This is a genomic window from Gluconobacter sp. P5B12 (assembly GCF_018812035.1).
GTDB lineage: Bacteria > Pseudomonadota > Alphaproteobacteria > Acetobacterales > Acetobacteraceae > Gluconobacter.
Genome location: NZ_JACRVV010000009.1, coordinates 62,785 through 87,113, shown reverse-complemented (window position 1 = coordinate 87,113; position 24,329 = coordinate 62,785). Strand labels below are relative to the sequence as shown.

The window sequence follows — 24,329 nt, the reverse complement described above, 5'->3', positions numbered from 1 at the left end:
CTTCTGGGACGGGACACTTTCCCGCATCAGCAGGAGACACAGGCATCATGACTGAAAAGCCTACAACGCCCCCCAAGAAGGGGCCCCCACGGCGGCGCGCCGTCTGGCGTATCGCTCGGGGTCGAAGCGGCGGGAGCCTCGCGCTCGCCATTTTCGTCCATTGGGCCATACAGGCAGGCCGGGACGTTCTGGCGGCAGATGGCGATCCAAACAATCCGATGCTGTCCAAGCTGTTTCCGCCGGAAGGCAAGCACGGTGTCGAGCGCCCGGCTAACGCAGAACTGGAAGAGAGCAAGCTCTGGCTGGCCAACACGCTCGCACAGGCTCTTGAACACAACGCCTCCCTTGCCATCGACATGGGCGGCGGCGACCGGGTCAGTGAAGAACTGGCATCAGAGTCCCATCTGGCCGACTTCCTGAAAGCGAATGGCGTCAGCCCGACGTTTGCGTATTTCACTGGCCCGGAGCGGGACGATTTCGATCACGTCTACCGCATCTGGAAGTCTGGCGCCTTCAATAACGGCGACTCAATCCTCTTCCTGAACGAAGGTCTCTTCCGATCCTCTACACGCTCTGCTGATCCGTTTCTCTGGCTGAAAAAAGATACGCGCCTAGAGGAAATGGAGGCGGCCGGTGTGCGTCCGATCGTTTTCCCTGCGCTGACGTGCATGAAGTATCTGGAGGGTGATGACATGAACGTCTTCGACGTGGTGGCGGGCAAGCCGAAGGCTGACGGCACCATGGTCAATCCCCTGTGGAAGCACATGACGGTCAAGTGGCTTGAAGCGTTCCAGCACAATATCAAGGAAGAAGGCGTGGCCGAATGGCTGCCGTAAGCAGCCTCACCCCCTCGACCGCACAGGAGGCGCGTGAGCGCCTTCTGGCAAGCCTGCATGATGCGGGGATAGAGCCCTCCAGCCCTCTGGGTCTGATCATGATGTCCCAGTCTGAGGGCATCAGTCTGGCCAGTGCACGGTTCGACCGGGCGGCTGAGGCACTGTCTGCGGCCTCGCGGACTGCTGAAACGGGACTGGCGGACCTCCGGGAGCAGCTGACACGCGGGGTCGAACAGGTTGAAAGCCTCAAGGCGTCTGGAGAGAACCGGATCCGCACACAGGAAATTTTCCTCGAGCGGGAACAGACGGCGGCCGTGGCACAGATTGTCAAAAGCATCGAACAGGCACTGACAAAAAATGCCGTGGCGCAGCAGGAGGATCTGTTCAAGGCCCTCAAGAAGCGCCTTCCTGAGAACGAGGAACTGTTTTACCGACAGATCCGCTGGAACCGTATCTTCGTGGCCTTTGTCATCGCGGCCGGTCTTGTGACACTGGGCTACTGGAGCGGGAGCCGCGTTTCCTCGGAAAAGACCGTGAGAGGTCATTTCTGCTCCGAGCACCTTCAGTATGACAAACCGACCGGGATGCAGTGGTGCCCCCTGACGCTACCCTCTCAGGGCATCGGGGACAGTCGGTCATGACGGTCGGGCGAGTCTGGAAAGGTTTCGCGTCTTTCAGGGGTCATGCGATCGGCGTGATCCGCTTGCGGATTGCGCCGATCGCACGATTTGTTTCCGGGTCGGACTCATTGCGGGAGATTTACGCCAGCCCGCTCCGGTTGGTGCTCTGGGGAAGTGGGTGCCTCTCCCTCCTTGGTGGCGCGTGTACCCGCGTGCTTTTCGGTCCATCACTGGGCTTTGCTGCATTTCCCGTTGGTGCCTTCGGAGTGCTGCCAGTGTCCTGCATCGGCCTTTATCTTTTCGTTCGTTTCGAGAGCCATGCGGCCTTGGTCTGGTCTGTCGCAGGACTGACGGGTCTGGCGATCCTCGTGTCTGTGGCCGTACCGACGCTGTCTTGGCCGTGAGCTCTCGCGCAGACACCGCCAGGGCGAAGCCCTGACGCAGCATACGTCACAGCCGCGCTTGCGCGGTTGTGTCCATTTTGGCGCGGTCTGGCCGGACAACAAAAAAGGCGGCTCCCTGGGGAGCCGCCTTTTGCGTGTGTGGACCTGGCCGAGGCCGATCAGGCGAGGCCGTTCGAGGCGGCCCGGATCTCGGCAGGGGTGGCACCAGCGGCGCGCGCGTCGTCTGCGGCCTTCTCAATGCTGGCATCGAAGCGGGTATTTTCCAGAAAGGTCATGAGGGCATCCGCAATGGCGAAGCCACGCGCAAGGTGCTCCAGCCTCCTCAGGGGAAGGCTCTTGGCGCTGGCGTCGGGGACATAGTGGGCGAGTGCGTGAGACATGGGACAGGCTCCACGACCGGGCGGGGCCGGTCGCTCTTCGATGTGCAGAGGGACAGGAAGAGGCCGCGCCCTGTGGGCGCGGCGGGCCTGACTTAGAAGCCCATGGCATCAGCCTGAACGGCAGCGACGTCACGGGAGAGGCTGCGGCCATTGTCGCGGGTGTAAGGCTTCCACGCCTGACCCATCAGTTCCTCATAGGCGGCACATGCGCCGGAAGCGACGCAGGACAGCGCGTAAGCCTTCGCGCCATTCTCGGCGGCGATGCGGCGCAGACCGTCCACGCGGTTATCTGCCCCATCCACGCCCATGCGGTCTTCGTCGCGGTCGCCGTTGGCGTAGCTGTCTGCGGCATCCTTGGCGATCATGCGGCGGTTTTCATAGAAGTTCGCGGCGCCATAGGCGGACCGGATGAGACCATCCACCACGCGGTCAAGGTGCATCCGCAGACCGTTGAAATTCTGCTCGCCCCGGATATAGGTTACGAGAATGGGAAACATCAGGTCGTATTGCTCGCGGACCATGTTGGACCCTGCCCCGGTCAGCTCGTCAACGTCACCGGCTTCGACGCCGAACGCCAGCACGATTTTTCCCATCTGGTCTTCAGACGGAACGAGGCGGAGAATGTCGGCCAGCCCCGGAGAGGCAAGAGCCTTGGTGCGGCGTTGGGCTTCGTTGAAGCGACGGACGGCGGCGGGAGAATAGTTGCCCTGAGAAGCGTTCTGGGACATGGTGTTGGATGCGTCGGACATGAAAACAACCTTTCTAGTCTAGCGAAGTCCCGGCTTGGTGTTCCAGCACTAACCGGGGCGCTTTGTCTTGAGGACCAATCCCTCTCGACAAGTAAAAGATAGCCTTTTCGGCGTTTCATGACAAGAGAAAAAGAGCGRAAAACCGCCATAAAACGAGTTTTATTTTTACATGACAAGTAAAAAGATTTCTTGATGACTTTATGAATACCTGTCGTTTTCCTAGACCCATCCTGCCCGTGCGGCGAGCACACTGACGGCGACGAGAGTGGAAGGGAGGTGGCGTTTTCCTGAGCCCATCCTGCCACCGGCCAAGACGGTCGACGGGACAGGCCGTCAAGTCCGGAGCGTCCTGAGCAAGGGAGCAGGTTTGCGGCTGATGCGGGGTCGCGTGCGGCCCTGCAGCAGACGCGGGCCTGACACCTGCCGCCGAGGGTCGCGCAGTGGCTTTACGGACTGGCACGGCGACTGTCAGACTGAACGCTGGATGCGAGGCCGCCGTCGTGGAACGTGCCTCCCCGGACGGTCCGCAGGACTGGCCGGGGAGGTTGAGGAGCCGTCTCACGAACCGATCACCCAGACCAAGACCGTCCGTCATCGGAAAAGAACGCGGGCAAGCCGTTACCCGGAAGGGCCGAGACCCGAGGGCCAGACGCCCGGTTGAGTGCGGCTGGGCGTCGGGGCTCGGTGGAGCTTGGCGACGCAGGAGCCTAGCGGAATAGAGCGCGCGAACCCTTCAGGGCCGCCCCAAATCCTCTTTTGCTTTCTTTGCTCACTGCCCTGATTTTTTCCCGGAAGAGTCCCGGGTCAGAAAGAGCACCACAAAACCCACGGCAAGCACCAGCAGACCTCCCCGGGTTGGATGTAGAAATCCCTGCCAGATCAGGAGAAGAACGGCCACCTGAATGACCAGAGCGCCGATGCGGATTGCGTTGTTTCGTGACATGGGCACAGTCTAGCTTTTTCTGCTGTCCTGGCGCAGCCCCCCTGTGGGGGGCGAGCACTGGGGGCATCAAAACTCGCGCCGGCGAGGCGCGTCCGCCTGATTGAACTAAACGAGCGGACAAAAAAAAGCGGCCCGAAGGCCGCCTGTGTCGCTTTGTCAGGAAGGACTATGCCGCTTCTGTCGTGGGCTGGCGGTCGGGAGTAACCGGCTAGCAATCCAGCCGAAAAGAGCGCAGCCACCTGCAAACGCGGCGAGCATCATCAGCAGGTTTGGGAAAAACTCATTCATCATGTTCGGTCTCCGTTGGCGTGACCTCAGTGTTCGGAATATAGCCCAGAAGCGTCCACGCGGCAATTTCAAAAGCGGCGGCAGCAAGCGCGGCTGCCAGACGCTGCCACATTGGAACGGCCGCTCCCGTGAAGAGCGGAGCCACAATCCCCGCCCCGAGGATTGCCAGCGCAAGGCTCTGGCAGCCGCTTGCGAAAAGCTTCACGCGCTCGGTTGTGTGCTGCGTGGACGTGGGAGGTCTGGGAGGCAGTGTCGGCAGCATCATGGAAAAGTCACTTGGGTGGTCATAGCGCCGGTTCCTGTGAGGAGAGTGAACGGGGACGGTCCTTTGGCAGGACCGTGCAGTGAACTGAGTACCTTAGAATGGCGCCTGATCGTCCCGTTCCTCATCCGATTGGCCCCAGCCGCCTCCTTCGCTTCCGCGGTTGCTGTCAATCAGCACCAGTTCACCCTTGAACCGGTCAACGACAACTTCTGTCGTGTAATGCTCCTGACCGCCCTGATCGGTCCATTTGCGGGTGCGCAGTTCGCCTTCGAGATAGACCTTGCGACCTTTACGGAGGAACCGATCTGCGACGTCCCCCAGACGCTCATTGAAAATGACGACACGGTGCCATTCGGTGCGCTCACGGCGTTCGCCGCTCTGGCGGTCATTCCAAGTCTCAGACGTGGCGAGTGTAAAGCTCACGACCTTGGACCCGGACTGCATATTGCGGACTTCCGGGTCTTTACCAAGGTTGCCAACGAGAATGACTTTGTTAACGGAACCAGCCATGAGAGCCTCCAAGACTTAGGGAACGTATCGACTGGACTTGTTCGGCGTTATTGCCTCTGTCCATGAATATATAATAGGTTTTTACTTGGTATCGGTCAACGAAAAACGGCAGGAAACCGCCGTTTCCGAAGAAATAAAGCCGTATGAAAAGTCGTTTTACTTGCTGATTACTCAAAGGATATTTGATGTTTTCCTAGACCCATCCTGCCCGTGCGGCGAGCACAGTGACGGCGACGAGAGTGGAACGACGGTGGCGTTTTCCTGAGCCCATCCTGCCACCGGCCAAGACGGGCGACGGGATAGGCCGTCAGGCCCGGAGCGTCCTGAGCAAGGGGGCAGGCTTGCGGCTGATGCGGGGTCGCGTGCGGCCCTGCAGCAGACGCGGGCCTGACACCTGCCGCCGAGGGTCGCGGAGAGGCTTTACGGACTGGCACGGCGACTGTCAGAATGAACGCTGGATGCGAGGCCGCCTCCCTGTAACGTGCCTCCCCGGACAGTCCGAAGGACTGGCGGGAGAGGKTGAGGAGCCGTCTCACCGACAGATCACCCAGACCAGGGCCGTCCGACGTTGGAAAAAGACGCGGGCAAGCCGTTACCCGGAAGGGCCGAGACCCGAGGGCTAGACGCCCGGTTGAGGGCGGCTGGACGTCGGGGCTCGGTGGAGCTTGGCGACGCAGGAGCCTAGCGGAATAGAGCGCGCGAACCCTGCAGGGCCGCCCCGATCCTTCTTTTCTTCTGCCCTTCAGATCACCCACGAGTCAGTATCGAAGAAAGAAAACACATTATCCCCTCTCTCCTGCTCTGCCGTCTTCAATCTCCTCCTCAGCACCTTCTGCTCCTGACGGGCCTTGCGCCTTTTCTTCTCGTCAGCCTTCCAGCAGTCCCGCAGGACAGCACGCAGTTCAGGACACTGTGCGCTGATCTGTCCATAGGCCTGACGCCGGAACCGGGCCACGCCGCCGAAACGGTCGATACCTGTCAGCATGGTACTCCTGCCGATCCCCGGATAGAAGATCACGCCGAGGCCATCCTGCGCGGCGGGTGTTGAGGGCAGCCGGAAGAAAAGGGTGGCGAAGCCATCCGAGGTCTGAACCCATCCGGGCGCTGGCCCTGCCAGTTGCCGCAACGGCATCAGGTCAAAGTCCGGACAGTTCTCGGCGATAGCCGCTGTAAGAGCGGGAGACCTGTGCCAGAAGCTAGCGCTACAGCCCGGCCAGTCTTTTGAGGTGTCGGTCGGAAACAGGAGTCCGAAGACGGTGATGAGATCAGCCTCATAGACAAGCTGACCGCCCTGCCATTTGGCAAAGCCCGGATCATCGAAGCAGTCAAAATACTCCATGCCCCGGATACTGACATCGGGATAGTCGTCGGACAGCCCGTGGCCGTGGTCAAGGCAGGACGTTCCGATCCCGTTTTCGAGGGTCATCACCAGCGTGGTGTCGTTCTCCCACGCCATCTGGTCCGGTGCGCAGGTCCGGTAGGCGCGCTCTTCGGCGATCTGGCGCAGACGATCCTGCGGGCCGGTGAGCGTGAAGACTGTTGTGACGGCAGTAGCCACGGAAAACATCCTTTTCTTTTTTCAGACGCTTTCCCGCAGACGCAGATGGCTGGACGGGACAATGGCGCGCCCTCCTGGGCGCGGGCCGCGTGCGGCCGGACCATTGTGGCGGCCGGACGGCCTGTGGCTGGCCCCTTTCCTCTCCTGACCCGTCTTCCGCTTCTCCTGACCCCGTGTTTCAGCTCCTCGCAGCAACTCTCTGAGCTTTCGACTGTTTTTCTCTGCGCAAGGGCGGTCGACCTCATGCCGGCCACACATCAAACCGCGAGATCCCGATGAAGAAGATGCTGATGCTGGCTGTTGCAGCCGGCCTGATGACCACGACACTGACAGCCGCCCAGGCGGAACCGGGCGGTTGCGTGAAATACGGTGCTGCCGGTGCGGTCGGCGGCCATGTCGCCAATCATCATGGCGTCCTTGGCGCCATGGGCGGATGTGTGACGGGCATGTATGTCCGCCACGAGCATCGCAAGGAAGCGCGTCAGAAAGCCGCGCTGTATGACAAGGATCATCCGGGCGCCAAGGGCTCCTACGAAGAGAAGGCCACGGCCTATGATGTCGAGCATTCGACCAAGCCGGGCCAGATGACCTCTGACGCCAAACCGGCGGCTCCGACCGGGGACGGCAGTTCCTTCTCGCCGCAGTAAGACCCATCCACAAGCGCAACCCGTGCTGGTACCACTCGGCACGGGTTACGATGGGTTCAGGCTTTCCCTTGTCTGCTCTCTTCTCCTCGGTGGCTTTCTCAATGCTCCCGGGACAGGCTCATTCTTTGCACGACGGCTTCGGCCTGCAGGTACAGCGCCTCGATCATGGCCAGACCTTCCTCTCTCCGGTCATCCGCCAGAAGGCGGTCGGCTTCCCGGGCGAGGACCTTGAGGGGCGCCATTAGGTGAGACGACGTCTGGATTGCGGGAGGAACAGGGAGTGAGATCATGGGGTGTGGTTCCGAACACTGATGGTGCGTGAAGAAAATGGGACCTGGGCGGGCAGTGGAACATAGCCGCGCACCGGCTGAGCGGCGCTTTGGCGGATCGCAAGAAGATCCTCAAAAGCCTCCGCCGCAAGGTCTGCGAGCCGCGGATCGAAGGCTGTCCCGGCCTGCTCCCGGAGGAAGGTTCTAACCTGTCGGGGCAACCATCCGGACTTGTACGAGCGTTTCGAGAGCAGGGCGTCGACGACATCGGCCAGCCCGACAATCCGGGCAGCCAGCGGAATGGCGTCACCCTGCAGGCCAAAGGGATAGCCTTTTCCGTCATACCGCTCATGGTGGAGCAGAACCACCTCATGAACGATCGTCGGCACATCGGCAGAAAGATGAAACAGGGCCCCGAGACCCATAGAGGGATGCTGGCGCATCACCGTCATCTGGCGGGAGCTGAACACTCCGGGATGATTCAGCAGGCTGTCTGGCAGGAGGAGCTTGCCAGCATCGTGCAGTCGGCCTGCAAGATCCACGGCGCTGGCGCACAGCCCGCTGCCCGCAAGATGACCGATCAGACCCGCCAGTCGACCGACACGCTGTCCATGACCGCCATCGCCGCGGGCGAGCTGCCCCAGCAGGCTGGCGAGAGGAGGACCCTTCTGGGCGTCATAGGTTGCAGGACGTCTTACGACTTCCTTGAGGAGCGTCTGAAGTTCCGGCATGTCACCTCTTCCGATTGCGTCGGCTCATTCTACGGACACTAAATGTGAGTCCGTTCAGGCCGGATGCAGGAGACAGCGGGCGAGGCCGCCGAGCAGAAGGGCAACACAGGTCACGACAATCCTGACCTTGCGACGACTGCGGTCTCCAGATGCCGGCACCAGACCCGTGAGACGTTCGGCGACCTTGACCAGAGCCAGTGTAACGCAGGGGAGAAGCATCCACGGCCAGAAGCTCAGCGCGAGCAGCGGCTTGCCAAGGGCGTGCAGGTGCCACGATTGCGGTCCCGCAACCTGATCCAGGGCACAGAACCCGTCGGTCGCGTTTGTCACAAGAAACAGCATGCCTCCGGCGATGCAGCTGAACCGGCCGACACGGCGGGGCGGCGTCGCCGATGGCGCGTTCCTGTCCGGAAGACCTGTATAGCGAACGGTGGTCACAACAGTCGGCGACCAGGCCGCATGTGCAGAATAGGACGTCACAGGCCGGCTCCCGGAAAAAGGCGCGAGAGGGACAGCAGGAGCAGGACCGCACCGAGGCTCGCGAACACGGCACTGCGTCGGCGCTCCAGTCCGTAATCCCGGCCGTCATGGCCGATCTCCGGTCCCCCAACCTTGATCAGGGCCTCGAGGCCTCCGCCGAGGATAAAGACAGGTCCGATCAGAGCGCCGAGACGGGGCACGACAAACGCAAACAGAAGCAGGCCAATACTCGGCCAGCTTGCCAGAACCTCGCTGATCACTTCCGCAACGCGCTCCCGGACCGGTACGTTGCGCATGGCGTCACATTCCCAGGGCACGGCGGTAAATCTCCAGAAGGGTTTCCTGAGCCTCGACCTCTGCGGGCTCCTGTTTGCGTAGCTGGATGATCATGCGGATGACCTTGACGTCGAACCCGGCCGACCTGGCTTCGGCAAAGATATCCTTGATGTCACCACTCAGCGCCTTGCGCTCTTCTTCCAGGCGCTCGACCCGTTCGATGATGGACCGCAGCCGCTCGGCAGCGATGCCGCCTGCGACGGCACCCTGATTGTCCTGAGAATCTTCAGGGACGAAAACGCGTTGCAACATGATCAACCTTTCAGAGATCGGGTGAGAGGCAGATGGGGGCGTGTGGCCGGGGCAGATCGCGATGCCCGTCTGCCAGGGCTTCCAGCCAGCGGGACTCTCTCACCGGAAGATGCCCGTGACTTGCGATCAGACGGCGGAGGGCTGTGCGATGCTCCCCCAGGCGCTCGGCGAGCACGCGCTCGGACCAGCCGATTGTGATCAGGGCACTGGTGATCGCATAGCCATTTAACGGGGGGCGATTACCCGGAGGCGGGACAGCGCGCGCCAGCGGGTGGCTCAGCCTGCCCCTGCCCGTCCTGCCAGCGCAGGATGCGGTCTTTCGAAACCCCGGATCGGCGCGCGGCCTGACGCGCACTCCAGCCGATGACAGACAGTTCGCTGGCAATCGAAAGGGTCACCCGACGATGCCCGGTACGAACGGAACGTGAATCCACACGTCCTCCCCCCGGTTGCCCACAACGCTGTCCACCGGATCCGGGGATAACCTCCCGCAAGGCCTTCACCGCCATCGATCAGCCGTGCCGGGCAATATCGGTGAACGTCCGATCCTGTGCGCCCTGCCGGATATGTTTGGCCATATGAGGCGAGACGATCCGATAGCGATTGGGTCGACGGGGATCCAGTCGCTCCTCGATCAGGCCCGCCTGTTCCAGGGCCTCGAGCGCCTCACGCACAACCGCAATTTTCAGGCCAAGCCAGGGTGCAATTTCCCCAGCGGTTTCGTGCTCGGTCAGGGACGCAAAGACGAGGTCATGAATAGGCGACGTCACGACAGTCCTTGTCGCGGGCATCCACGGCACGCGGGCGTAGACACTGTGCCCCAGGGCTGCGATTTCTCCGGCTCTTGCAAGCGTGACCAGGGCATCAGGCAGAGCGCCCGCCTGCTCGGGCGTGAGGTTCGCCCGCAGTTCGAGAACGTTGTACGGCCCGCGGTTCAGGCAGGTCCGAACGTGCTGAAGGACAGACTGATAGGCCTCACGTTGTGTCTCTGCATTCAGTTTGCGGAAAACCCGCGCTTTGGGTTGGTTGCCGCCGATCTTCACTGTGTTGCCCTGTCTGCTGTCATCGTGCGGACAGTCTGCCACGTCCGGTTGTGAGTGCGGTGACGCCGCCTCACAGCTGACCTGCCACCCGCATGCACTCGTAGGCCTTCTGCAAATTAGCCAGACCAATCGCCACCCAGACGGGGACGAACACCGGGACGTACCACCGTGGCATGAAGGCTTTCGTCTTCCATAGGCACCGCAGATCCATTCCGAGAACGCTGAGAGCCAGGGAGAACAGGATGGCCTGTGCAACCATGGTCCAGACCATCTGGATATCGAAAGGAAAGACCATCCAGCCAAACCCGAGGACCAGTGTCCCCGCGAAAACCATGCTGCCGAGCATCCATGGAGAGTTCAGGGAGGGAAAAGAGAGTGCCCTGGGCAGGGCAGCCTGCTTGGGAGATATGAGTTGCTCGGTCATACCGGGCAGTATGACGAAGGCGTTTGTGAGTGCGGTTCAGCGGATCGACCGGGAGGGGTTGAAGCAACAGACCCGACTTGAGGCCCTCAGACCGTCAGCCCGAGATCTGACGCCTTGTAACGCGGTGTCGGAAGAAGCCACACCACAGCATTTCCCTCAACATCCGAAAGATACAGCACACCCTCTGACGGACAGCTCAAAGGACGACCATCTGCATCCAGCACAAGGTGGAGGCTCTCGGTCGGGCTCACCGCGTAGGCACAATCCTCTTCCAGGAGAACGAAAGCGTAGTCTCTCCCCTGATCGGTCAGCGTTTTTAGCGTGCCTGGAACCACACCGGCAGATCCGGTCATCAGACGCTCCGCCATGAACCGCGCGACTGCCTGGAGTTGCTTTTGGCTCAAGTCTGCATAGCGCGCAAAGACCGAGCCTCTTTGCTCTGTTGTCACGTCTCTTCTCCTTGCACGCCTTTTACTCCGTCGTCACCCTGGCCGATCAGATCCTGCCGGATGTGACCCTAACCCACCCGCCCCCCGCGTGAATACAGAAGGCGCGTCGCAGACCGACTTGCGTGCGTATTTACCCGTTTCTAGAGTCATGTGATGTGGCATCCTCTTCTCATCGTCCGACATTTCTCTGAACGCAGCCGTCGGAAGAAAGCCCAGGTGGCAGTCCTCGCCTTCCTGAAAGACCTTGAAGATCATCCCTTCAAGGCAGATGCCAGCCGGGATCCGCGCGAAGAAAATGCCTACTACCGTTTGCAGCGCATGGTTGGCTTTGCCGAAGCGTTCGACAATATCCCGCTCCATCCTGCTTGTGAGCTGCTGCGCACCCTTCTCCGCGTGGGAGATCCTTACCATGCAAAAATTGATATCCGGTCGATTACCGCTGTCAGCGCGTCGAAGGGAAAGCTGGTCGCCGAACTTGACAGCCTGCCCGAGACCATGAGCTTCGATAAGTCCTATCCACCAAACTATGGTCCTTTTGATGAAGACCAGACTGCTCGGCTCCGGGAAGCGATCCTGCAGGAGTTCAATCCGTCTACAACTCGAGATCGAGAAATATTCGACATCACCGATGTGACCTGGAGCCACGAGCGTATTGCAGCGAATTGCGGAGCTTCTCGGCGTTTCAGTCTCTGGCGGCGCCTCGCAGGCAGAGGGGGGTGGCACACGGTCTGGCTTCATGCCCGGATTACACCTGTGCATCTTGATGGAGACGTGTTCGCGGACCTGCTCTCGTCGTGGCGTATTGTCAGGGTCAGTCGCTCCCGCACACTGGAGCGATCACTCTGGGACATGCGGCAGGCATGGCCAGACGGGCCATGCCCTCTTGATTACGCGCCAGCCTGGCAACCTGATCACTCGGAGACCTGGATCCTCCCGCTCCCGCACCGTGTACCCGCCTCTTTACGCAAGATTTTGATCCGGGTGCATGCGGCGATTGATCGCGCTGGCATCGAGGACGTCTTACGCAGCATCAGCGAGGCACGTTGCCTCAAGACAATCGGCGCCGCTCAGGGAGAAAATGATGTCCCTCTGGACCACGCATAAAAGACGTCATGTAACAGGCTCGACATGAGCCTTGCCGGTTCCGAGAGGATAAGACAGCTCATGACCCTTCCCAGATCGATGATCTTTAACATTATTGCTATCTGTTTCGAGATATCGTGGTGCTCTGTAGCCCGCGCTACCGCGCAGCCCTGCACTCTCAAGACAGCCGAGTTCTGCCGGGACACCAATCAGTTGGTTTGGAGTCCGGGCTTCGATGGTGAAATCAAACGCTTTGTTGGACCTCATACGGGCGAATTTGCGACGCTTCAGCGACAGGTATTAGCCTCTTTGGGTGGTCCGCCCGATCGTCCGGTCGAAATGCTAGGCTATAAGGCCGGGGGCTGGCTTTTCTCGGCATGTAAAGCACACGAATGCCCGGTCAAGGGTGCTTTGCTCCTCGATTACGACCACTCGATCCGCGGGCTCGCGGTGTTCGATTTTGGGACAAAAGGGGAGAAAAACCCTCGCCTTGATCTGATCCTGAGAGACCCTGAAGACACAAAAGCCCGTGACGTCCTCGCTGCATGGGCAACCTGGACCATTGCCCAGGACCTCTTCACCTATTCGGATGACTACGTCGCGACCAAGCTGACAGGCATCACGGTCCTGCCAGCGCAGCGTCTCAAAGACTGAGAGGTGATTTGAAGAATATAAAAAGTACGACGCCCGCTCACGCCTCATAGTTAACGTAAATAACGATCGCCATTCCCTCGAGAGCAGACGCATCAGACCTAAATTCCACGTATCGTCGAAGCTAGTTTGATTTTCGATATCAGCATTGATATTATCAATAAATTGACTGCCACAAAAAAAATAACGAAGACTAGGTAAATGAGTAAAAAAACTGAACTTCCAGAGTTTCTATATAAATATATAGATCCAAGAATAGAGAAAATAATAAAGCTTATTGAGCGAAATTCCCTTTGGGCTGCAGATCCTAATAGTTTTAATGATCCATTCGACTGCTTTCCCTACATAGACCTTTCCACAACCACAGCAAAATCTACTGAGATATATAATAAATTATGTAAATTAAGAAATATTAAAGCAAGCAGAGTGGATAGAAGACGTTATGTTAAAGAATTACCGAAGGAAGTGGAAAAGGAATGGACACCCAAATCAAAACAATTAATCCGTTGGAGGGAAAATATAAAACAAATAGGCGTCGTGTGCTTGTCAGAGATCTTTTCCGACATTCTTATGTGGTCACATTATGCATCAAACCACGAAGGTGTATGTATTCAATATTCTACCAAAGAAATACCGATAGAAGTTTTTGAAAAAGTTGAGTACCTCGATGAGCGTCCCACCCTCAATCCGTATGATTTGCGCTTATCAATGTTGCGTGGTGATGAGCGAGATTTACTTAAAGAGTTTTTTAGGAAAAAAGACTCAAACTGGAGTTACGAAAAAGAATGGCGGTACTTTATTGAGATAAAGAAAGAAAACGAAGAAGATATAAACCATGAGAGAGAAATAAAACTTAATGAAAATGCCATAAGAGGAATTTACTTTGGTGCAAAAGCGAGCGCAGAACTTATAGAAAAGGTTAGTTATTTTATAAAAAACAAGAATAAAAGCATTTCTCTTTATAAGTGCCAATTAAATTCAAAAAAATACCTCCTTGATTTTGCGAAACTTTGAAATTCTTATTAAATGCAAATACCCAGGCGCAAAGCCACAAAGCTCGGCGAGATTAGCAGAGAGGTCCGCTTCCGATCAGGTGCTTACGCGAAACAAACCTTCGGCTCTCCCCCAGTGCGGCCACCGCACGTGAGTGGTCAGAACCCCATCGCCTCTCTCTGAGCCTGCCGATTGAAAACCGTTCCCCGTTGGAGCGCGGGACGGCGCTTGAGATTGCGCCCCCAGCCATCCCGCCGCGCCTGGAGCGGGATCTCGTCGATGAAGCAGCTCGGATTGGCCTGCTCGCCCCGACGAAACTCGCACCAGGACACACTGACACGCTGGCGGCCGCGGGTGAGTGCGACATAGGCCAGTCGGCGTTCTTCAGCCGGGTCGATGTTCGTGCGCGACGGAAACAGCGTATCTTCCCAGCCGATCAGAAAGACATGCCCGAACTCCAGGCCCTTTGATCCATGGATGGTCATGAGCTTGACCCGGCCAACACTGTCATCGTCGCGGCTTTCCGAACCAAGGGCTGCGTGGTCAAACAGTTCCTCTACCGAGCTGAACTCATTGGCGAGCGACAAAAGCTCATGAAGGTTTTCCAGCGCCGTGCGCCCGTCCTCCCCGGCCGCCTGGTGTATCGCGAGATACCCGCTCTCGTCTACGAGAACCCTCAGACGCTCTCCCAGACTGGGCTCGTCACTGCGGGCACCCTTCAGAATCACGTCCAGGAAGCCGCGCAGCTTGTCAGCAGCCTTGCCGGTGCGTCCCTGCATCGTGCGCTCCGCTGCCTCGTACAGCGAGATCGCCTCGTCATCCGCGACCTGCTCGAATGTCGCCATGGCCTTGGCCCCGATCCCCCGGGCGGGCTGATTGACGATCCGACGGAAGGCCTCGTCTGACTGCCGCTCATACGGAAAACATGTCAGACGCAGGAAAGCCAGCGCGTCCTTAACCACCGCGCGCTGCCAAAAGGCGGTATCATTGACCAGCTCGTAAGGGATCTTTGCGCGCAGCAGAGACTCTTCCAGCAGCCGGGAGAGATGGTTGAACCGATAGAGCACCGCCATGTCCTCGTAAGGCACACCTTCCAGGGCACGACGTCCGATCTCGGCGGCGATCCCGGAGGCCTCGTCCTGGCTGCCAGTGTGCCGCATAATATCCACTGGCTCCCCATCTCCGGACGCGGTATACAGGGTCTTCTCCAGCCGGCTCGTGTCGTGAGAAATAACCGCGTTGGCCGCTGACAGGATATGACCGGTCGAGCGGAAGTTCTGCTCCAGGGCAATCAGGCGTCCGGTCGGAAACTCCTTCAGAAAGCTTCGGATAATCCGGACATTGGCCCCACGCCAGCCGTTTATGTGGAATACAATTTTTCAATAAAAATCCTGTCAGCAGTACCGTTCGGAATGCATGCAATCTGCATGCTTCAAACGAGTCAGTCGGTGAGAAATGCATTCCTATAGGCAATTTTTGCATAGGGCTTTCACATAGTGCGCCGAGGAGGCATATAATACTCCATAGACCCCAACTAAGAATCAAAGATATACTGGGGATGGTAGCAATATTTCGATTAGTCGATCTTTCATGATGACTGGTTAAACGGATCTGTGGGAATCTAGTGACAAGCGTTACATCGTACCAACAACGTGTTGAGGAATGGCTCGAAGCTTGCTTTTCCCCCTCAGTTAGGGCCGATCGAGCAGAACGCACTCATCGTTTTCTGGAAGAGGCGCTTGAATTGGCGCAAGCCAACGGATGCAGTCGTGACGATGCGATTGCCTTGGTCGATTACGTGTTTGGCCGGCCAAAGGGAGATCCGCAGCAAGAAGTCGGCGGAGTGATGGTCACACTTGCCAGCCTTTGCAGTGTGTCAAAAATTCACATGGATACAGCTGGAAACGACGAACTAGCCCGCAATTGGGACCGGATCGATGCAATCCGGGCTAAACAGCAATCCAAGCCTCACGGGTCCTCTCTTCCCCAATGAAAGAAGGAACCACCGCTTTTTGGCCATCAAGTGGCATCCCAACTGCAATATTCTGTCTGCGATCAAGGATGAAATCTTGATCACCGTTTCTTTTGTAGGACAAGAGCTTCATGACAGGTGCACCAAGCTAGACAAAGCGGAATTGGCCTTCGGTAGCTTGAATGCTGGTGCTCTGATCACCTTCATTTCGGAAGCACGTGCCTTCGAGAACGTACAAGAGCTACTGGACCTCCTCGGCGATCAAATAAAAATTTTAGCGGATGATTCACTTTCCGTCTCAATTGGTTCAGACTATGTTGCGGCGCTTGTTGCAGTTGGTACGCGTTTCAAAAGGGACGCTAATAGCCGGGTAATTTGGTCGAGCGTAAAGGCGTTGAAGCTAGTGACAATATCGAGGCTACCTTGAATTCAGCACTCAGCATCACACCTGACTGGTTCTCAAAACCTGGTGATTCATTACGCACTCTGATGCTTCGTCGAAGCGTCAACGCCCAAGACATCGCCCGCCATCTCGATGGTGGGATTAAGACGTTGCGCGGCCTACTTGATGGTTCGCATCCCATTGACGCTAATCATGCAAGCGTATTAGCCGATGCCATAGGCGGCACGACATCTTTCTGGCTGAAGCGGCAGGAGCAATACGAAGATGCCCTCGAGCGAGCGGTAGATCGCGCCATTACCGTTGAGGCCGAAGACTGGCTTTTGCTGCCTGTCCCCGGGAACAAGCCCAGGGGGCGCCGGACTCAGGAAACGACGCGTGACGAAGTTCGCCGACGCCTTCGCTTCTTCAACGTGAGCACCATGGATGCTTGGCACGCGCGTTACGGCAAAATCTGCACCAGCACCCTGTTCCGCACTTCTTCGACGTTCAATTCGGATGACGGTGCTGTCCTGATGTGGCTCCGTGACGGCGAGCTGAGCTCAGATCTGATATCAACGAAGCCATGGAACGCCGACAATCTTCGAGACCGTCTCGACAGCATACGCAAGTTGTCGAAGCTGAAGCAGCCGGAAGTCTTTCTACCTAAACTCAAGGAACTGTGTGCCGAAGCAGGCGTCGCCGTGGTTGCAAAGAAGGCACCACCAAAATGCAGGGCATCAGGCGCCAGCCGACTGGTAGCACCTGACAAAGCCATGATCTTACTCAGCTTCCGCGGCCTATCGGATGACAAGTTCTGGTTTACTGTGTTCCATGAGATCGGTCATCTAATCCTTCACGGCGCCCAAACTTTCGTTGATTCAGACATAAACGGAGATGACCTCGACGATTACGAGCACGAGGCCAACGAGTTCTCCTCACGCATGATTGTGCCAGCGAAACTCGTCGAAGAATTTGAGCGGCTACCGCCCAACAAAAACAAGGTTCTTCGCTTCAGCGCGAAGGTAGATGTTTCAGCTGGCCTTTTGGTGGGCCAGATGCAGCACCAAAAAATGATTCGGCCTGACCAGATGAATTACCTCAAGCGCCACTGGAATTGGGACGACCTCGCCGAAGTTTTGGATTAACATTCCCTACGAAGAGCTATCCTAGAAAGTGTACGAATTTTTTTGGGCTTTTTTGCCAATTGCAGAGGGCATCTTCCATTACAGTCATCCCGACCTTGAGGTGCGCATCTAAGACGTCGAGTTTCTGTTGGACCTCGCCATTCGATCTCCTGCTGTCAGGCCTTCCATCCATAAGAAGACGGGCGCCGTTGCCCGGGCCCGTCGCGCCGTCCAGATAAGCGGATCCGGCCTCGATAGGCGCAAGTCCATATCGCCCGATCAGCGCGAGATAATCAAACTTAGCCAAGCGACCGAAAGAGCAAATCCTCATCCGTTGATAGAGATAGTCGAAGATCGTATGAGGGTTGTTGCCTGCCGCGATTACCGCAGCTGCAAAAAAGGTAGCATGTCCACCTGGACCAATCCAAGCAAGGTATTCAGCGACTGTACGCTGCATAGGCCGGTTCGCGTCTGGGCGCAGACTCTCGTACTTGCGATGGTTTCCGAAGGCGCCACCGACATGCATCCAGTTGTGAGTAAGCCACTGATTGAAAGCTGCCGGATTAGCCGTGACTGAATGCCAGTCCCATAAGCCAGCGCCGAGCATCCCATAGACATCTTGGAGGCGTCGCCAACCGCTATCAGGCCTACGGGCAAAATGGGTCATTAAGAAGATGAGCCAGCCAGCTTCGTCGATGTTTCCCTGCTGAATGTGGAACGCAACAGCTCGTTCGGCATCAAATGAGAGGTTGTTAGGATCAGCGCGAGCCGGAGAAATGGGGGAGCGTTGGACAAGGCGGTAATATTTCTCACGGCGTAGACTAGCGACAAATTGCATCGCCAAAGTCTCGATCGTCTGGATATCGGGTAGTCCCTGAAGCCCTTGATCAGCCTTCGCTCCTGTTAGCCCCGCGACGAGGCGTTGATGTTCAGTTCGCTTTGACGGCCACATTTATAATCAATCCTTCAAACAAGATATGTGTCGCTCGCGCTCGCCCTTGGCTTGAGGTGGAGTCTGCCTTCTAGATACGGAGCGTAAAAATCACAGGCCAACTGAGCCTTCAACTCAAGCAACCGAGCTGGATAATCTGGTTCGGATTTTTGAAACCAGAAGGCTTGTAGCAAGCGAACTATGTCGGCCCAGTAAGGATCATTGATCTCGTCTGCAGCGACTATACTCTCCCTATTCCGCAGGCGTCCTTCGATCTCCAAAAACTTCTCAACCATATCAAAAGGATTACCCTCTGACATTGGCGGCATCTCACGGGTCTGCTGGAACCCTTCTTCGACATACTTCTTCATGCTCGGTAGATGCTTCTCGTAGACATGCATGCTACCGACATACTGGTAGTAGTTCCCAATCTCGACACCCAGCCTACGTGCCATCATCTCTTGAATCATGGTGAAACAGAATACGTCGTGGGGAAGACCTAAGTAGGCGTCGTTGGAGCGCATCGTAACCGACATATGCAGGGCGCCATTGCGTAGATGAAACTGCATAGTCGTGGTACACGGAATCTCTTTGTGCACCGTGGCGATATCTTCAGCATTGAAAAGCTGAATGACGGCTCGCCTCGAACCCGACTTTTCTTTAAGTAGCTGATAGATGCTGTCGAACTGATTGATACCACTGCGCATATTCAACAGCCTTGGCCCATAAGCGCCTTCAAGAATTCCACCAACAGCGTCGTCTTTATAGGCTCGCACGTAGGGTTCTATGAATTTCAGAGTATTTGAACCGGACAGATACCAAAGTAGCTCCCCTAGAGCGCTAAAAAATTTTCCCCGGTTCTCGGAAATACTTACTCGGGCACGAGGCCTTTTGATGTGTAAAATTACACTGATTAATTCACGAGTTTTTCCACGCGATCCAACATGCAGCTGACCATTGGCTTCAAGCGCACCGTAAAGTTTAAACAGAATGGCGTCGAGACTATCCCCGGAAAATTCCATAGTCGTTCACTGGCCTCTCTAACGCCTCTTCTAGGGTCTCCACAGGCTATATGTTCTATTAACTCCAATAAACGTCAATAGTGTAGCTCCAAATACTGCTGCACTGGACGGTCACATTCTTGGTTGTCGCTAATCAATTTTATTGGCTTTGGTAGCGAAGTGGCTTCATTCCAATCCCAATCATGCTGGAACCCCTGCTCGATTAACCATGCCGGAACGTGCGCAGCTGGGGCGAATGCATTATTCGGATTGGCCAAAGCACGAATACGCCGTAGCTTGTCAGGTCTTCTTTGAATAATCGCGGCCATTGCCACGGTCTGATATCTGTCACAGGCAATTGCACCAAAACCTATGGCGATCGTACGGCTCGCAACGTCTATATCGTAATGAGGCCATGATACGCGCATCGTCAGCGGGTCCTGAAACCAACTCCGCTTAAGACCAATACGCGCTGCCATAGCGTGAAGTTCACCGAGGTCCGGCGAGAACATGTGGCACATCCACCGCCCGCGCATTGTGTGGATAGCAATATCTACATAAACACTCATCTTACGGTCAGCAGTAGCACATCGGGGTACGCCTCGCTAGCTTGGTATCCAATAACCCAGCGGGTTCGAAAAAATTTTTCCATGGAGTTTTATATCCCAACAATATCAGCGACAAATAATTTTGAATTGATCCAATACAGCTTCCTAAACCGTCCATTTATAATGCAAATGATGACCTGAGATTCTTGTCTCATTTTGATTTCAAGCATCGAAACCCAATCTATTTTCGGATCATCGACAGCCTATCACTGCGTCAGAAGTGTAGGCAGAAGCAGCCGTTAAAGTATTGAAGGCTTGAGCCACTCATCCAGCTTCGACCACCGTCGCCGACCACCCGCATTTCGGACAGCGATCGCCAAGGCTCTCTTCTGCCCCACCAGTACGACAAGCTTCCGCCCCCGCGTGACGCCCGTGTACAGCAGATTCCGCGCCAGCATGGCGTAATGTTGAGTAGCGATAGGGATCACGACGACCGGGTATTCCGAGCCCTGACTTTTGTGGATCGTGGTCGCATAAGCCAGCACCAACTCGTCCAGTTCACCAAACCCATAGATAACCTCTCGGCCATCAAAGGAAACTGTCAGTTCGCTCTCGTCGAGATCGATTTTAACAACGACCCCAAGATCCCCGTTGAACACGTCTCGGTCATAATCGTTCGCGATCTGCATCACCTTATCGCCCGGACCGTAAGTCCAGCCAAACCGCTCGACCTTTACGTCGCCCGGAGGGTTCAACGCCTTCTGTAGCTCTATGTTGAGAGACCGCGCTCCAAGGCCGCCACGGTTCATCGGGCACAGCACCTGTACGTCGCGCACCGGATCAAGCCCGAATGCTGCAGGAAGGCGATTTTTCACCACCGTGAGCAGTTTCCGCAACCCGATCTCCGGGTCGACCGCTTCGACAAAATAGAAGTCCGCCCCTTTTGTTGAGCTCAACTCCGGCATCCAGCCTTTATTGATCCGATGGGCGTTGGTGATGATCCGGCTATGCGCGGCCTGACGAAACACCTCGGTCAAGTGCACGACCGGGATGGCACCAGACCGAATGATATCTGCCAGAACCTGACCTGGGCCGACAGACGGCAACTGATCGACGTCGCCCACGATCAGCAATGCAGCACTATCAGGGAGTGCCCGCAGCAAAGAGCGCATCAGCAACACATCCACCATACTGGCTTCGTCCACCACCAACAGGTCGCAAGTCAACGGGTTTGTCTCGTCCCTTTTGAAGCAACCCGTGGCGGGATCCGTCTCCAGGAGCCGGTGAATTGTCTTGCCCTCCAACCCGGTACTCTCCGATAGACGTTTGGCCGCCCGTCCCGTTGGCGCGCAGAGCTGCACCTCGATCCCTTTGGCGGTAACGATTTTCAGAATACTGTTGACCAGCGTTGTCTTTCCGACACCAGGACCACCGGTGATCACCAGCACCTTGCTGCGGAGAGCGAGGCTCACCGCCTCACGCTGGCTTGGCGCCAGGGCCAACCGTGTCTGCTGCTCCACCCAGTCGATCGCCTTGTCCGCTATGATCTCCGGCCAGGGCGGAAGACCAATCGCGCAGGCTTTCATGCGCTCGGCGATGGTCTGCTCGGCGCGATACAGGCCCATCAGGAAAATGGACGTGTCACGGTTTAGTTCCGGACCATGGGTATCTGTTAAGCGACGTTGCGCTCATGATCCAGAGGACTTTTCCACTGGAGTGCGGAATGCCGCCTCTGCGCGTTGTAGAAATTGTTGATGTAAAGAGTGATGGCCTGCTCGACCTCCTGACGTGTGCTCCAGGCCTGTCGCCACATGAGTTCTGCTTTCAGGGTTTTGAAGAAGCTTTCTGTCACTGCATTATCCCAGCAGTTTCCCTTTCTGCTCATGGACACGAGAAAGCCATGAGCAGAAAGGAGCTGACGGTAAGCCTCTGAACAATACTGACTGCCACGATCAGCATGATGGATGCAGCCTGGTGGTGGCTGACGCAAGGCAATAGCGCGTTGTAACGCTGTAGTGGCAAGATCTGCGGTCATACGGACATCAAGGTTCCAGCCGATGACTCTTCGTGAGAAGAGGTCCAGCACCACAGCCAGGTAAACCCAGCCTTCCCGCGTCCAGATGTATGTGATGTCCGCTGTCCATTTCTGGTTAAGCGCTGTTGCGGAGAAGTCCTGTCCCAGAAGGTTAGGTTCAATGGCATGACTGTGAGCGCTCTTCGTGGTTACTTTAAAGCACTGCGTTCGGACAACCCGGATGTCATTCTCCCGCATCAGCCGTCCCACACGGCGATGTCCGGCAGAAAAGCCACGAGCTCTGAGTTCCTCTGTCATGCGGGGACGTCCGTAGCTTCGCCTGCTCTGCGCGTGAATGGTGCGGATATGGACCATCAGAGCATCATCCTGCCTTCTGCGGGCACAGACCGGACGACGTCGCCAGGCTCTCAAACCTCGGTCGCTGACACCAAATAGCCGACAGACCCGTTCACAGGAAAGCGGACCGTGATATCGCGCAATGAACGCAAACCTCACGATCTTTGGCTCGCGAAGAACTGTGTCGCCTTTTTTAGCAGTTCCCTCTCCTCCTTCAGCAGAAGGTTCTCACGACGTAATCTCTCATTCTCACGTAATAACGCCGTATGATCCGTTGTGTCAGCAACGACAGTGTCGTGCTTCTGGGCATCACGGATCCATGTCTTCAACGTCGAAGACCCAATACCCAGATCCTGAGCAATACGCTCACGCGACAGACCGCTGCTCAGAGCTAAACGCACCGCCTCGTGTCTGAACTCAGCCTTGTAAACTCGTCCCATTCCAATTTTCCTTTACAACCACTTTCGGTCTTAAAGGTCCGGCACTAAACCGCGACACGTCCATCGGGTTCGATGCGCAGGTGTATTCCGGCCCAAACTGTCCGCTCGTCCAGCCGTGCCGACCCAGCACCTGCTGACCGTTCTCCGCAAAATAGCGGTTGATGCTGAGCGGTCCCTCCCCCTCGTCGGTGTCGGACAGGTCCACAACGTCCAGCCAGGCGGTGTCACCCGGGCTGTCTCCGATCTCGCGACGGCGCAGGACCAGCACGTCCACGACCACGTCGGTCCCGGCATCATCGCGCATCGCGCCTGCCGGCAAGCGGACCGCCCCGACCAGGTCCGCCGTTTCGAACAGGTGCCGGCGCGCTGTGGCGTCGCGCTTGTCCATCGTCCAGCGTGACGTCACGAACAGACCCATGGCACCGGGACGCAGGCGGGAGACGGAGCGGGCGATGAAGTAGTCATGCAGCGACAGGCCAAGCCGCGCCAGCTCGTCCGTGCCACGCACCGTTCGGTTGCTGAACGGCGGGTTGCCAATCGTGAGGTCAAACTGCTCCGCAATCTTCGCCGTCGTGAAGTCCTCGGCGCGAACCCACTGGTTGGGAAACAGCTTGCGGGCAATGCGGGCGGTCAGCGGATCGTTCTCGATCGCCGTCCAGGCCGTCTTGGGGGCAAGTTTCTCCGGGATCGCGCCCATGAACAGACCCGTGCCACAGCCCGGCTCCAGCGCACGTCCGCCGCGGAACCCCATCTGCGTGACCAGATCCCACAGCGCATGCACGATCAGTTCCGGCGTGTAATGGGCGTACTGCGTGGCCCGCGCCAGCCCGGCCCGCTCCTGCTGGCTCGTCAGCGTCTCAAGCTGCACCCCGATTTCTTCCCAGCCCTGACGGAAGGCTTCGCCCGGGCGGGGGAACAGACTGTTGGCCAGCTCCCCGGCTCCAAAGCCCGTAAACTTCGCCAGCAAAGCCTGTTCGGAGGGCGTTGCATTGCGGCCGTCCGTTTCCAGTTCAGTCAGAAGACGGATGGCGGCGAGATTGTCCCGCGCCCGCGCTTTCCAGCCCTGGGACAGGTCGCGTGTGCCACACAGGCGGAAGTCGATCTTCGGCGCCACAACCGGGGCTGCAGCGGCGTCTTTCGCGAGGGACGCGGCCTCGTCGAGCGCACGATCTCCGGGCAGGTCGCCCCAGAACAGGGTGTTGCTGCCGCCACCCAGGGCGGAGGTGTCGAAAAAGCTGAGCTGGGTCTTGCTCATGGGAGGAACTCCGGACAAGCGGCAGCGCCCGGTGCTGCGCGGGGGCAGACCGGGGGGCCGGAAAACAAACAGGATGGGTTTGGGTGAAAGGCGCTCAGGCCTTCCGGATCAGGTCACAGTGGACCGAAGCGCAGGGAGATCTGTTCGCGCTCACTGTGGGACAGACGCGACAGAGCCTCGCGGTGATAGGGCGATCCCTGACGGGCCTGGCGCGCGACCTGCCACCAGGCATTCTGGTCCGAGCAGGTCACGCCGCGCAGCTGGGTGTCAGCGTGCTCCGGGCCGCAGCCTTCGAGAATGGTCCAGCCCTCGCGGTGGGCCTGAACCAGACTGAAATTCTGTGTGGGGGTTGGGCGTGTGAGGGCCATGACGGGCATCGTCTGCTGTCTCCTTT

At 57.6% G+C, this 24,329-nt stretch carries 33 protein-coding genes and 3 pseudogenes; 10 read left to right on the top strand and 26 right to left on the bottom strand.

What is annotated here, in order from left to right; translation table 11 throughout:
* The first annotated feature begins 47 nt into the window (after positions 1-47).
* The 3 genes from KP702_RS13930 to KP702_RS13920 are packed head-to-tail and all read left to right on the top strand — an operon-like array spanning position 48 to position 1,860.
* Positions 48-836: a hypothetical protein gene (locus KP702_RS13930; RefSeq protein WP_215769230.1), complete on the top strand. Its 789-nt coding sequence runs from the start codon at positions 48-50 to the stop codon at positions 834-836.
* Positions 824-1,477: a hypothetical protein gene (locus KP702_RS13925; RefSeq protein ID WP_215769229.1), complete on the top strand. Its 654-nt coding sequence runs from the start codon at positions 824-826 to the stop codon at positions 1,475-1,477. The genes KP702_RS13930 and KP702_RS13925 overlap by 13 nt, the downstream gene beginning before the upstream one ends.
* Entirely contained in the window at positions 1,474-1,860 is a 387-nt protein-coding gene (locus tag KP702_RS13920; RefSeq protein WP_215769228.1) for a hypothetical protein, read from the top strand. Before KP702_RS13925 ends, KP702_RS13920 begins: the two co-directional genes overlap by 4 nt.
* Positions 1,861-2,018: 158 nt before the next feature.
* Here KP702_RS13920 and KP702_RS13915 read toward each other — a convergent pair whose 3' ends face one another.
* Positions 2,019-2,240, bottom strand: a complete 222-nt coding sequence (locus KP702_RS13915; protein ID WP_215769227.1) for a hypothetical protein — start codon at positions 2,238-2,240, stop codon at positions 2,019-2,021.
* A 92-nt stretch (positions 2,241-2,332) separates the two neighbouring features.
* Positions 2,333-2,989 (bottom strand): hypothetical protein, encoded by a 657-nt coding sequence (locus KP702_RS13910; RefSeq protein WP_215769226.1) that lies wholly within the window; start codon positions 2,987-2,989, stop codon positions 2,333-2,335.
* Between the two features lie 367 nt (positions 2,990-3,356).
* Here KP702_RS13910 and KP702_RS13905 point away from each other — a divergent pair, with 367 nt between their 5' ends.
* Complete coding sequence (locus KP702_RS13905; RefSeq protein WP_215769225.1) at positions 3,357-3,650, top strand: hypothetical protein; 294 nt, start codon at positions 3,357-3,359, stop codon at positions 3,648-3,650.
* A 108-nt stretch (positions 3,651-3,758) separates the two neighbouring features.
* On the opposite strand, the gene KP702_RS13900 is transcribed toward KP702_RS13905, so the two are convergent.
* From KP702_RS13900 to KP702_RS13880, 6 genes and pseudogenes are all read right to left on the bottom strand, one after another.
* The gene (locus KP702_RS13900; RefSeq protein WP_156315493.1) at positions 3,759-3,932 is read right to left on the bottom strand and encodes a hypothetical protein; all 174 of its coding nucleotides are present in this window, start codon (positions 3,930-3,932) and stop codon (positions 3,759-3,761) included.
* Between the two features lie 156 nt (positions 3,933-4,088).
* Positions 4,089-4,223 carry a hypothetical protein gene (locus KP702_RS16440; protein WP_255494206.1) on the bottom strand — a complete coding sequence of 45 codons (135 nt, stop codon included), beginning with the start codon at positions 4,221-4,223 and terminating at the stop codon, positions 4,089-4,091.
* Positions 4,213-4,485, bottom strand: coding sequence for a hypothetical protein (locus KP702_RS13895; protein ID WP_024717183.1), 273 nt, complete (start codon positions 4,483-4,485; stop codon positions 4,213-4,215). Before KP702_RS13895 ends, KP702_RS16440 begins: the two co-directional genes overlap by 11 nt.
* Positions 4,486-4,617: 132 nt before the next feature.
* Positions 4,618-4,995 (bottom strand): annotated as a pseudogene (ssb, locus tag KP702_RS13890) (single-stranded DNA-binding protein); the annotation flags it as partial.
* 167 nt (positions 4,996-5,162) lie between these two features.
* Positions 5,163-5,531 carry a hypothetical protein gene (locus tag KP702_RS13885; protein ID WP_215769223.1) on the bottom strand — a complete coding sequence of 123 codons (369 nt, stop codon included), beginning with the start codon at positions 5,529-5,531 and terminating at the stop codon, positions 5,163-5,165.
* Between the two features lie 206 nt (positions 5,532-5,737).
* The gene (locus KP702_RS13880; RefSeq protein ID WP_215769222.1) at positions 5,738-6,562 is read right to left on the bottom strand and encodes a hypothetical protein; all 825 of its coding nucleotides are present in this window, start codon (positions 6,560-6,562) and stop codon (positions 5,738-5,740) included.
* Positions 6,563-6,828: 266 nt separating this feature from the next.
* Here KP702_RS13880 and KP702_RS13875 point away from each other — a divergent pair, with 266 nt between their 5' ends.
* The gene (locus KP702_RS13875; protein WP_215769221.1) at positions 6,829-7,200 is read left to right on the top strand and encodes a hypothetical protein; all 372 of its coding nucleotides are present in this window, start codon (positions 6,829-6,831) and stop codon (positions 7,198-7,200) included.
* 98 nt (positions 7,201-7,298) lie between these two features.
* On the opposite strand, the gene KP702_RS13870 is transcribed toward KP702_RS13875, so the two are convergent.
* The 10 genes from KP702_RS13870 to KP702_RS13830 all read right to left on the bottom strand — a co-directional run bounded on the left by KP702_RS13870 (position 7,299) and on the right by KP702_RS13830 (position 11,184).
* Complete coding sequence (locus tag KP702_RS13870) at positions 7,299-7,490, bottom strand: hypothetical protein (RefSeq protein WP_215769220.1); 192 nt, start codon at positions 7,488-7,490, stop codon at positions 7,299-7,301.
* A complete protein-coding gene (locus tag KP702_RS13865; RefSeq protein ID WP_215769219.1) occupies positions 7,487-8,200 on the bottom strand; it encodes an HD-GYP domain-containing protein in 714 nt (237 codons plus the stop codon). Before KP702_RS13865 ends, KP702_RS13870 begins: the two co-directional genes overlap by 4 nt.
* 54 nt (positions 8,201-8,254) lie before the next feature.
* The gene (locus KP702_RS13860; protein ID WP_215769218.1) at positions 8,255-8,680 is read right to left on the bottom strand and encodes a hypothetical protein; all 426 of its coding nucleotides are present in this window, start codon (positions 8,678-8,680) and stop codon (positions 8,255-8,257) included.
* Entirely contained in the window at positions 8,677-8,976 is a 300-nt protein-coding gene (locus tag KP702_RS13855) for a hypothetical protein (protein ID WP_215769217.1), read from the bottom strand. Before KP702_RS13855 ends, KP702_RS13860 begins: the two co-directional genes overlap by 4 nt.
* A gap of 4 nt (positions 8,977-8,980) precedes the next feature.
* On the bottom strand, positions 8,981-9,268 hold the full coding sequence (locus tag KP702_RS13850; protein ID WP_215769216.1) for a DUF2312 domain-containing protein: 288 nt from the start codon (positions 9,266-9,268) through the stop codon (positions 8,981-8,983).
* A gap of 10 nt (positions 9,269-9,278) precedes the next feature.
* Positions 9,279-9,443, bottom strand: a complete 165-nt coding sequence (locus KP702_RS16300; RefSeq protein ID WP_252348741.1) for a hypothetical protein — start codon at positions 9,441-9,443, stop codon at positions 9,279-9,281.
* 64 nt (positions 9,444-9,507) lie between these two features.
* A complete protein-coding gene (locus KP702_RS16295; protein WP_252348740.1) occupies positions 9,508-9,702 on the bottom strand; it encodes a hypothetical protein in 195 nt (64 codons plus the stop codon).
* A 78-nt stretch (positions 9,703-9,780) separates the two neighbouring features.
* Positions 9,781-10,353 (bottom strand): helix-turn-helix domain-containing protein, encoded by a 573-nt coding sequence (locus KP702_RS13840; protein WP_231875123.1) that lies wholly within the window; start codon positions 10,351-10,353, stop codon positions 9,781-9,783.
* Positions 10,354-10,381: 28 nt separating this feature from the next.
* Positions 10,382-10,735 (bottom strand): hypothetical protein, encoded by a 354-nt coding sequence (locus tag KP702_RS13835; protein ID WP_252348739.1) that lies wholly within the window; start codon positions 10,733-10,735, stop codon positions 10,382-10,384.
* A gap of 86 nt (positions 10,736-10,821) precedes the next feature.
* Positions 10,822-11,184, bottom strand: coding sequence for a hypothetical protein (locus KP702_RS13830; RefSeq protein ID WP_215769215.1), 363 nt, complete (start codon positions 11,182-11,184; stop codon positions 10,822-10,824).
* Between the two features lie 216 nt (positions 11,185-11,400).
* Here KP702_RS13830 and KP702_RS13825 point away from each other — a divergent pair, with 216 nt between their 5' ends.
* From KP702_RS13825 to KP702_RS13815, 3 genes are all read left to right on the top strand, one after another.
* Positions 11,401-12,288, top strand: a complete 888-nt coding sequence (locus KP702_RS13825; protein ID WP_215769214.1) for a hypothetical protein — start codon at positions 11,401-11,403, stop codon at positions 12,286-12,288.
* 60 nt (positions 12,289-12,348) lie between these two features.
* Positions 12,349-12,921: a hypothetical protein gene (locus tag KP702_RS13820; protein WP_215769213.1), complete on the top strand. Its 573-nt coding sequence runs from the start codon at positions 12,349-12,351 to the stop codon at positions 12,919-12,921.
* A 198-nt stretch (positions 12,922-13,119) separates the two neighbouring features.
* Positions 13,120-13,932, top strand: coding sequence for a DUF2971 domain-containing protein (locus tag KP702_RS13815; protein ID WP_215769212.1), 813 nt, complete (start codon positions 13,120-13,122; stop codon positions 13,930-13,932).
* Between the two features lie 137 nt (positions 13,933-14,069).
* Here the strand turns inward: KP702_RS13815 and KP702_RS13810 are convergent, their stop codons facing one another.
* A complete protein-coding gene (locus KP702_RS13810) occupies positions 14,070-15,143 on the bottom strand; it encodes an ATP-dependent helicase (protein ID WP_373687861.1) in 1,074 nt (357 codons plus the stop codon).
* 780 nt (positions 15,144-15,923) lie between these two features.
* Here KP702_RS13810 and KP702_RS13805 point away from each other — a divergent pair.
* On the top strand, positions 15,924-16,310 hold the full coding sequence (locus KP702_RS13805) for a hypothetical protein (protein WP_215769211.1): 387 nt from the start codon (positions 15,924-15,926) through the stop codon (positions 16,308-16,310).
* Entirely contained in the window at positions 16,307-17,410 is a 1,104-nt protein-coding gene (locus tag KP702_RS13800; protein WP_215769210.1) for an ImmA/IrrE family metallo-endopeptidase, read from the top strand. Before KP702_RS13805 ends, KP702_RS13800 begins: the two co-directional genes overlap by 4 nt.
* 16 nt (positions 17,411-17,426) lie before the next feature.
* On the opposite strand, the gene KP702_RS13795 is transcribed toward KP702_RS13800, so the two are convergent.
* From KP702_RS13795 to KP702_RS13765, 7 genes and pseudogenes are all read right to left on the bottom strand, one after another.
* The gene (locus tag KP702_RS13795; RefSeq protein ID WP_215769209.1) at positions 17,427-18,341 is read right to left on the bottom strand and encodes a hypothetical protein; all 915 of its coding nucleotides are present in this window, start codon (positions 18,339-18,341) and stop codon (positions 17,427-17,429) included.
* 14 nt (positions 18,342-18,355) lie between these two features.
* Positions 18,356-19,342 (bottom strand): thymidylate synthase, encoded by a 987-nt coding sequence (locus KP702_RS13790; RefSeq protein ID WP_215769208.1) that lies wholly within the window; start codon positions 19,340-19,342, stop codon positions 18,356-18,358.
* A gap of 74 nt (positions 19,343-19,416) precedes the next feature.
* Positions 19,417-19,890 (bottom strand): DUF4031 domain-containing protein, encoded by a 474-nt coding sequence (locus KP702_RS13785; protein WP_215769207.1) that lies wholly within the window; start codon positions 19,888-19,890, stop codon positions 19,417-19,419.
* 278 nt (positions 19,891-20,168) lie between these two features.
* Positions 20,169-21,503, bottom strand: a pseudogene (locus KP702_RS13780) (ATP-dependent RecD-like DNA helicase); the annotation flags it as partial.
* Between the two features lie 38 nt (positions 21,504-21,541).
* Positions 21,542-22,680, bottom strand: a protein-coding gene (locus KP702_RS13775; protein WP_373687857.1) for an IS3 family transposase whose coding sequence is annotated in 2 segments (ribosomal slippage) — positions 21,542-22,425 and positions 22,425-22,680 — 1,140 coding nt in all. Because the reading frame shifts where the segments join, the coding sequence is not laid out codon by codon here.
* Between the two features lie 70 nt (positions 22,681-22,750).
* A pseudogene (locus KP702_RS13770) lies at positions 22,751-23,935 on the bottom strand (lactate dehydrogenase); the annotation flags it as partial.
* A gap of 113 nt (positions 23,936-24,048) precedes the next feature.
* Positions 24,049-24,312, bottom strand: coding sequence for a hypothetical protein (locus KP702_RS13765; RefSeq protein WP_141353760.1), 264 nt, complete (start codon positions 24,310-24,312; stop codon positions 24,049-24,051).
* Positions 24,313-24,329 lie beyond the last annotated feature (17 nt).

What these genes read in the sequence shown, in the direction of transcription:
- KP702_RS13930 (WP_215769230.1), top strand. Translation starts at nt 48, where the DNA reads ATGACTGAAAAGCCTACAACGCCCCCCAAGAAGGGGCCCCCACGGCGG.
- KP702_RS13925 (WP_215769229.1), top strand. Translation starts at nt 824, where the DNA reads ATGGCTGCCGTAAGCAGCCTCACCCCCTCGACCGCACAGGAGGCGCGT.
- KP702_RS13920 (WP_215769228.1), top strand. Translation starts at nt 1,474, where the DNA reads ATGACGGTCGGGCGAGTCTGGAAAGGTTTCGCGTCTTTCAGGGGTCAT.
- KP702_RS13915 (WP_215769227.1), bottom strand. Translation starts at nt 2,240, where the DNA reads ATGTCTCACGCACTCGCCCACTATGTCCCCGACGCCAGCGCCAAGAGC.
- KP702_RS13910 (WP_215769226.1), bottom strand. Translation starts at nt 2,989, where the DNA reads ATGTCCGACGCATCCAACACCATGTCCCAGAACGCTTCTCAGGGCAAC.
- KP702_RS13900 (WP_156315493.1), bottom strand. Translation starts at nt 3,932, where the DNA reads ATGTCACGAAACAACGCAATCCGCATCGGCGCTCTGGTCATTCAGGTG.
- KP702_RS16440 (WP_255494206.1), bottom strand. Translation starts at nt 4,223, where the DNA reads ATGATGAATGAGTTTTTCCCAAACCTGCTGATGATGCTCGCCGCGTTT.
- KP702_RS13895 (WP_024717183.1), bottom strand. Translation starts at nt 4,485, where the DNA reads ATGATGCTGCCGACACTGCCTCCCAGACCTCCCACGTCCACGCAGCAC.
- KP702_RS13880 (WP_215769222.1), bottom strand. Translation starts at nt 6,562, where the DNA reads ATGTTTTCCGTGGCTACTGCCGTCACAACAGTCTTCACGCTCACCGGC.
- KP702_RS13875 (WP_215769221.1), top strand. Translation starts at nt 6,829, where the DNA reads ATGAAGAAGATGCTGATGCTGGCTGTTGCAGCCGGCCTGATGACCACG.
- KP702_RS13870 (WP_215769220.1), bottom strand. Translation starts at nt 7,490, where the DNA reads ATGATCTCACTCCCTGTTCCTCCCGCAATCCAGACGTCGTCTCACCTA.
- KP702_RS13865 (WP_215769219.1), bottom strand. Translation starts at nt 8,200, where the DNA reads ATGCCGGAACTTCAGACGCTCCTCAAGGAAGTCGTAAGACGTCCTGCA.
- KP702_RS13855 (WP_215769217.1), bottom strand. Translation starts at nt 8,976, where the DNA reads ATGCGCAACGTACCGGTCCGGGAGCGCGTTGCGGAAGTGATCAGCGAG.
- KP702_RS13850 (WP_215769216.1), bottom strand. Translation starts at nt 9,268, where the DNA reads ATGTTGCAACGCGTTTTCGTCCCTGAAGATTCTCAGGACAATCAGGGT.
- KP702_RS13835 (WP_252348739.1), bottom strand. Translation starts at nt 10,735, where the DNA reads ATGACCGAGCAACTCATATCTCCCAAGCAGGCTGCCCTGCCCAGGGCA.
- KP702_RS13820 (WP_215769213.1), top strand. Translation starts at nt 12,349, where the DNA reads ATGACCCTTCCCAGATCGATGATCTTTAACATTATTGCTATCTGTTTC.
- KP702_RS13815 (WP_215769212.1), top strand. Translation starts at nt 13,120, where the DNA reads ATGAGTAAAAAAACTGAACTTCCAGAGTTTCTATATAAATATATAGAT.
- KP702_RS13795 (WP_215769209.1), bottom strand. Translation starts at nt 18,341, where the DNA reads ATGTGGCCGTCAAAGCGAACTGAACATCAACGCCTCGTCGCGGGGCTA.
- KP702_RS13790 (WP_215769208.1), bottom strand. Translation starts at nt 19,342, where the DNA reads ATGGAATTTTCCGGGGATAGTCTCGACGCCATTCTGTTTAAACTTTAC.
- KP702_RS13785 (WP_215769207.1), bottom strand. Translation starts at nt 19,890, where the DNA reads ATGAGTGTTTATGTAGATATTGCTATCCACACAATGCGCGGGCGGTGG.
- KP702_RS13765 (WP_141353760.1), bottom strand. Translation starts at nt 24,312, where the DNA reads ATGCCCGTCATGGCCCTCACACGCCCAACCCCCACACAGAATTTCAGT.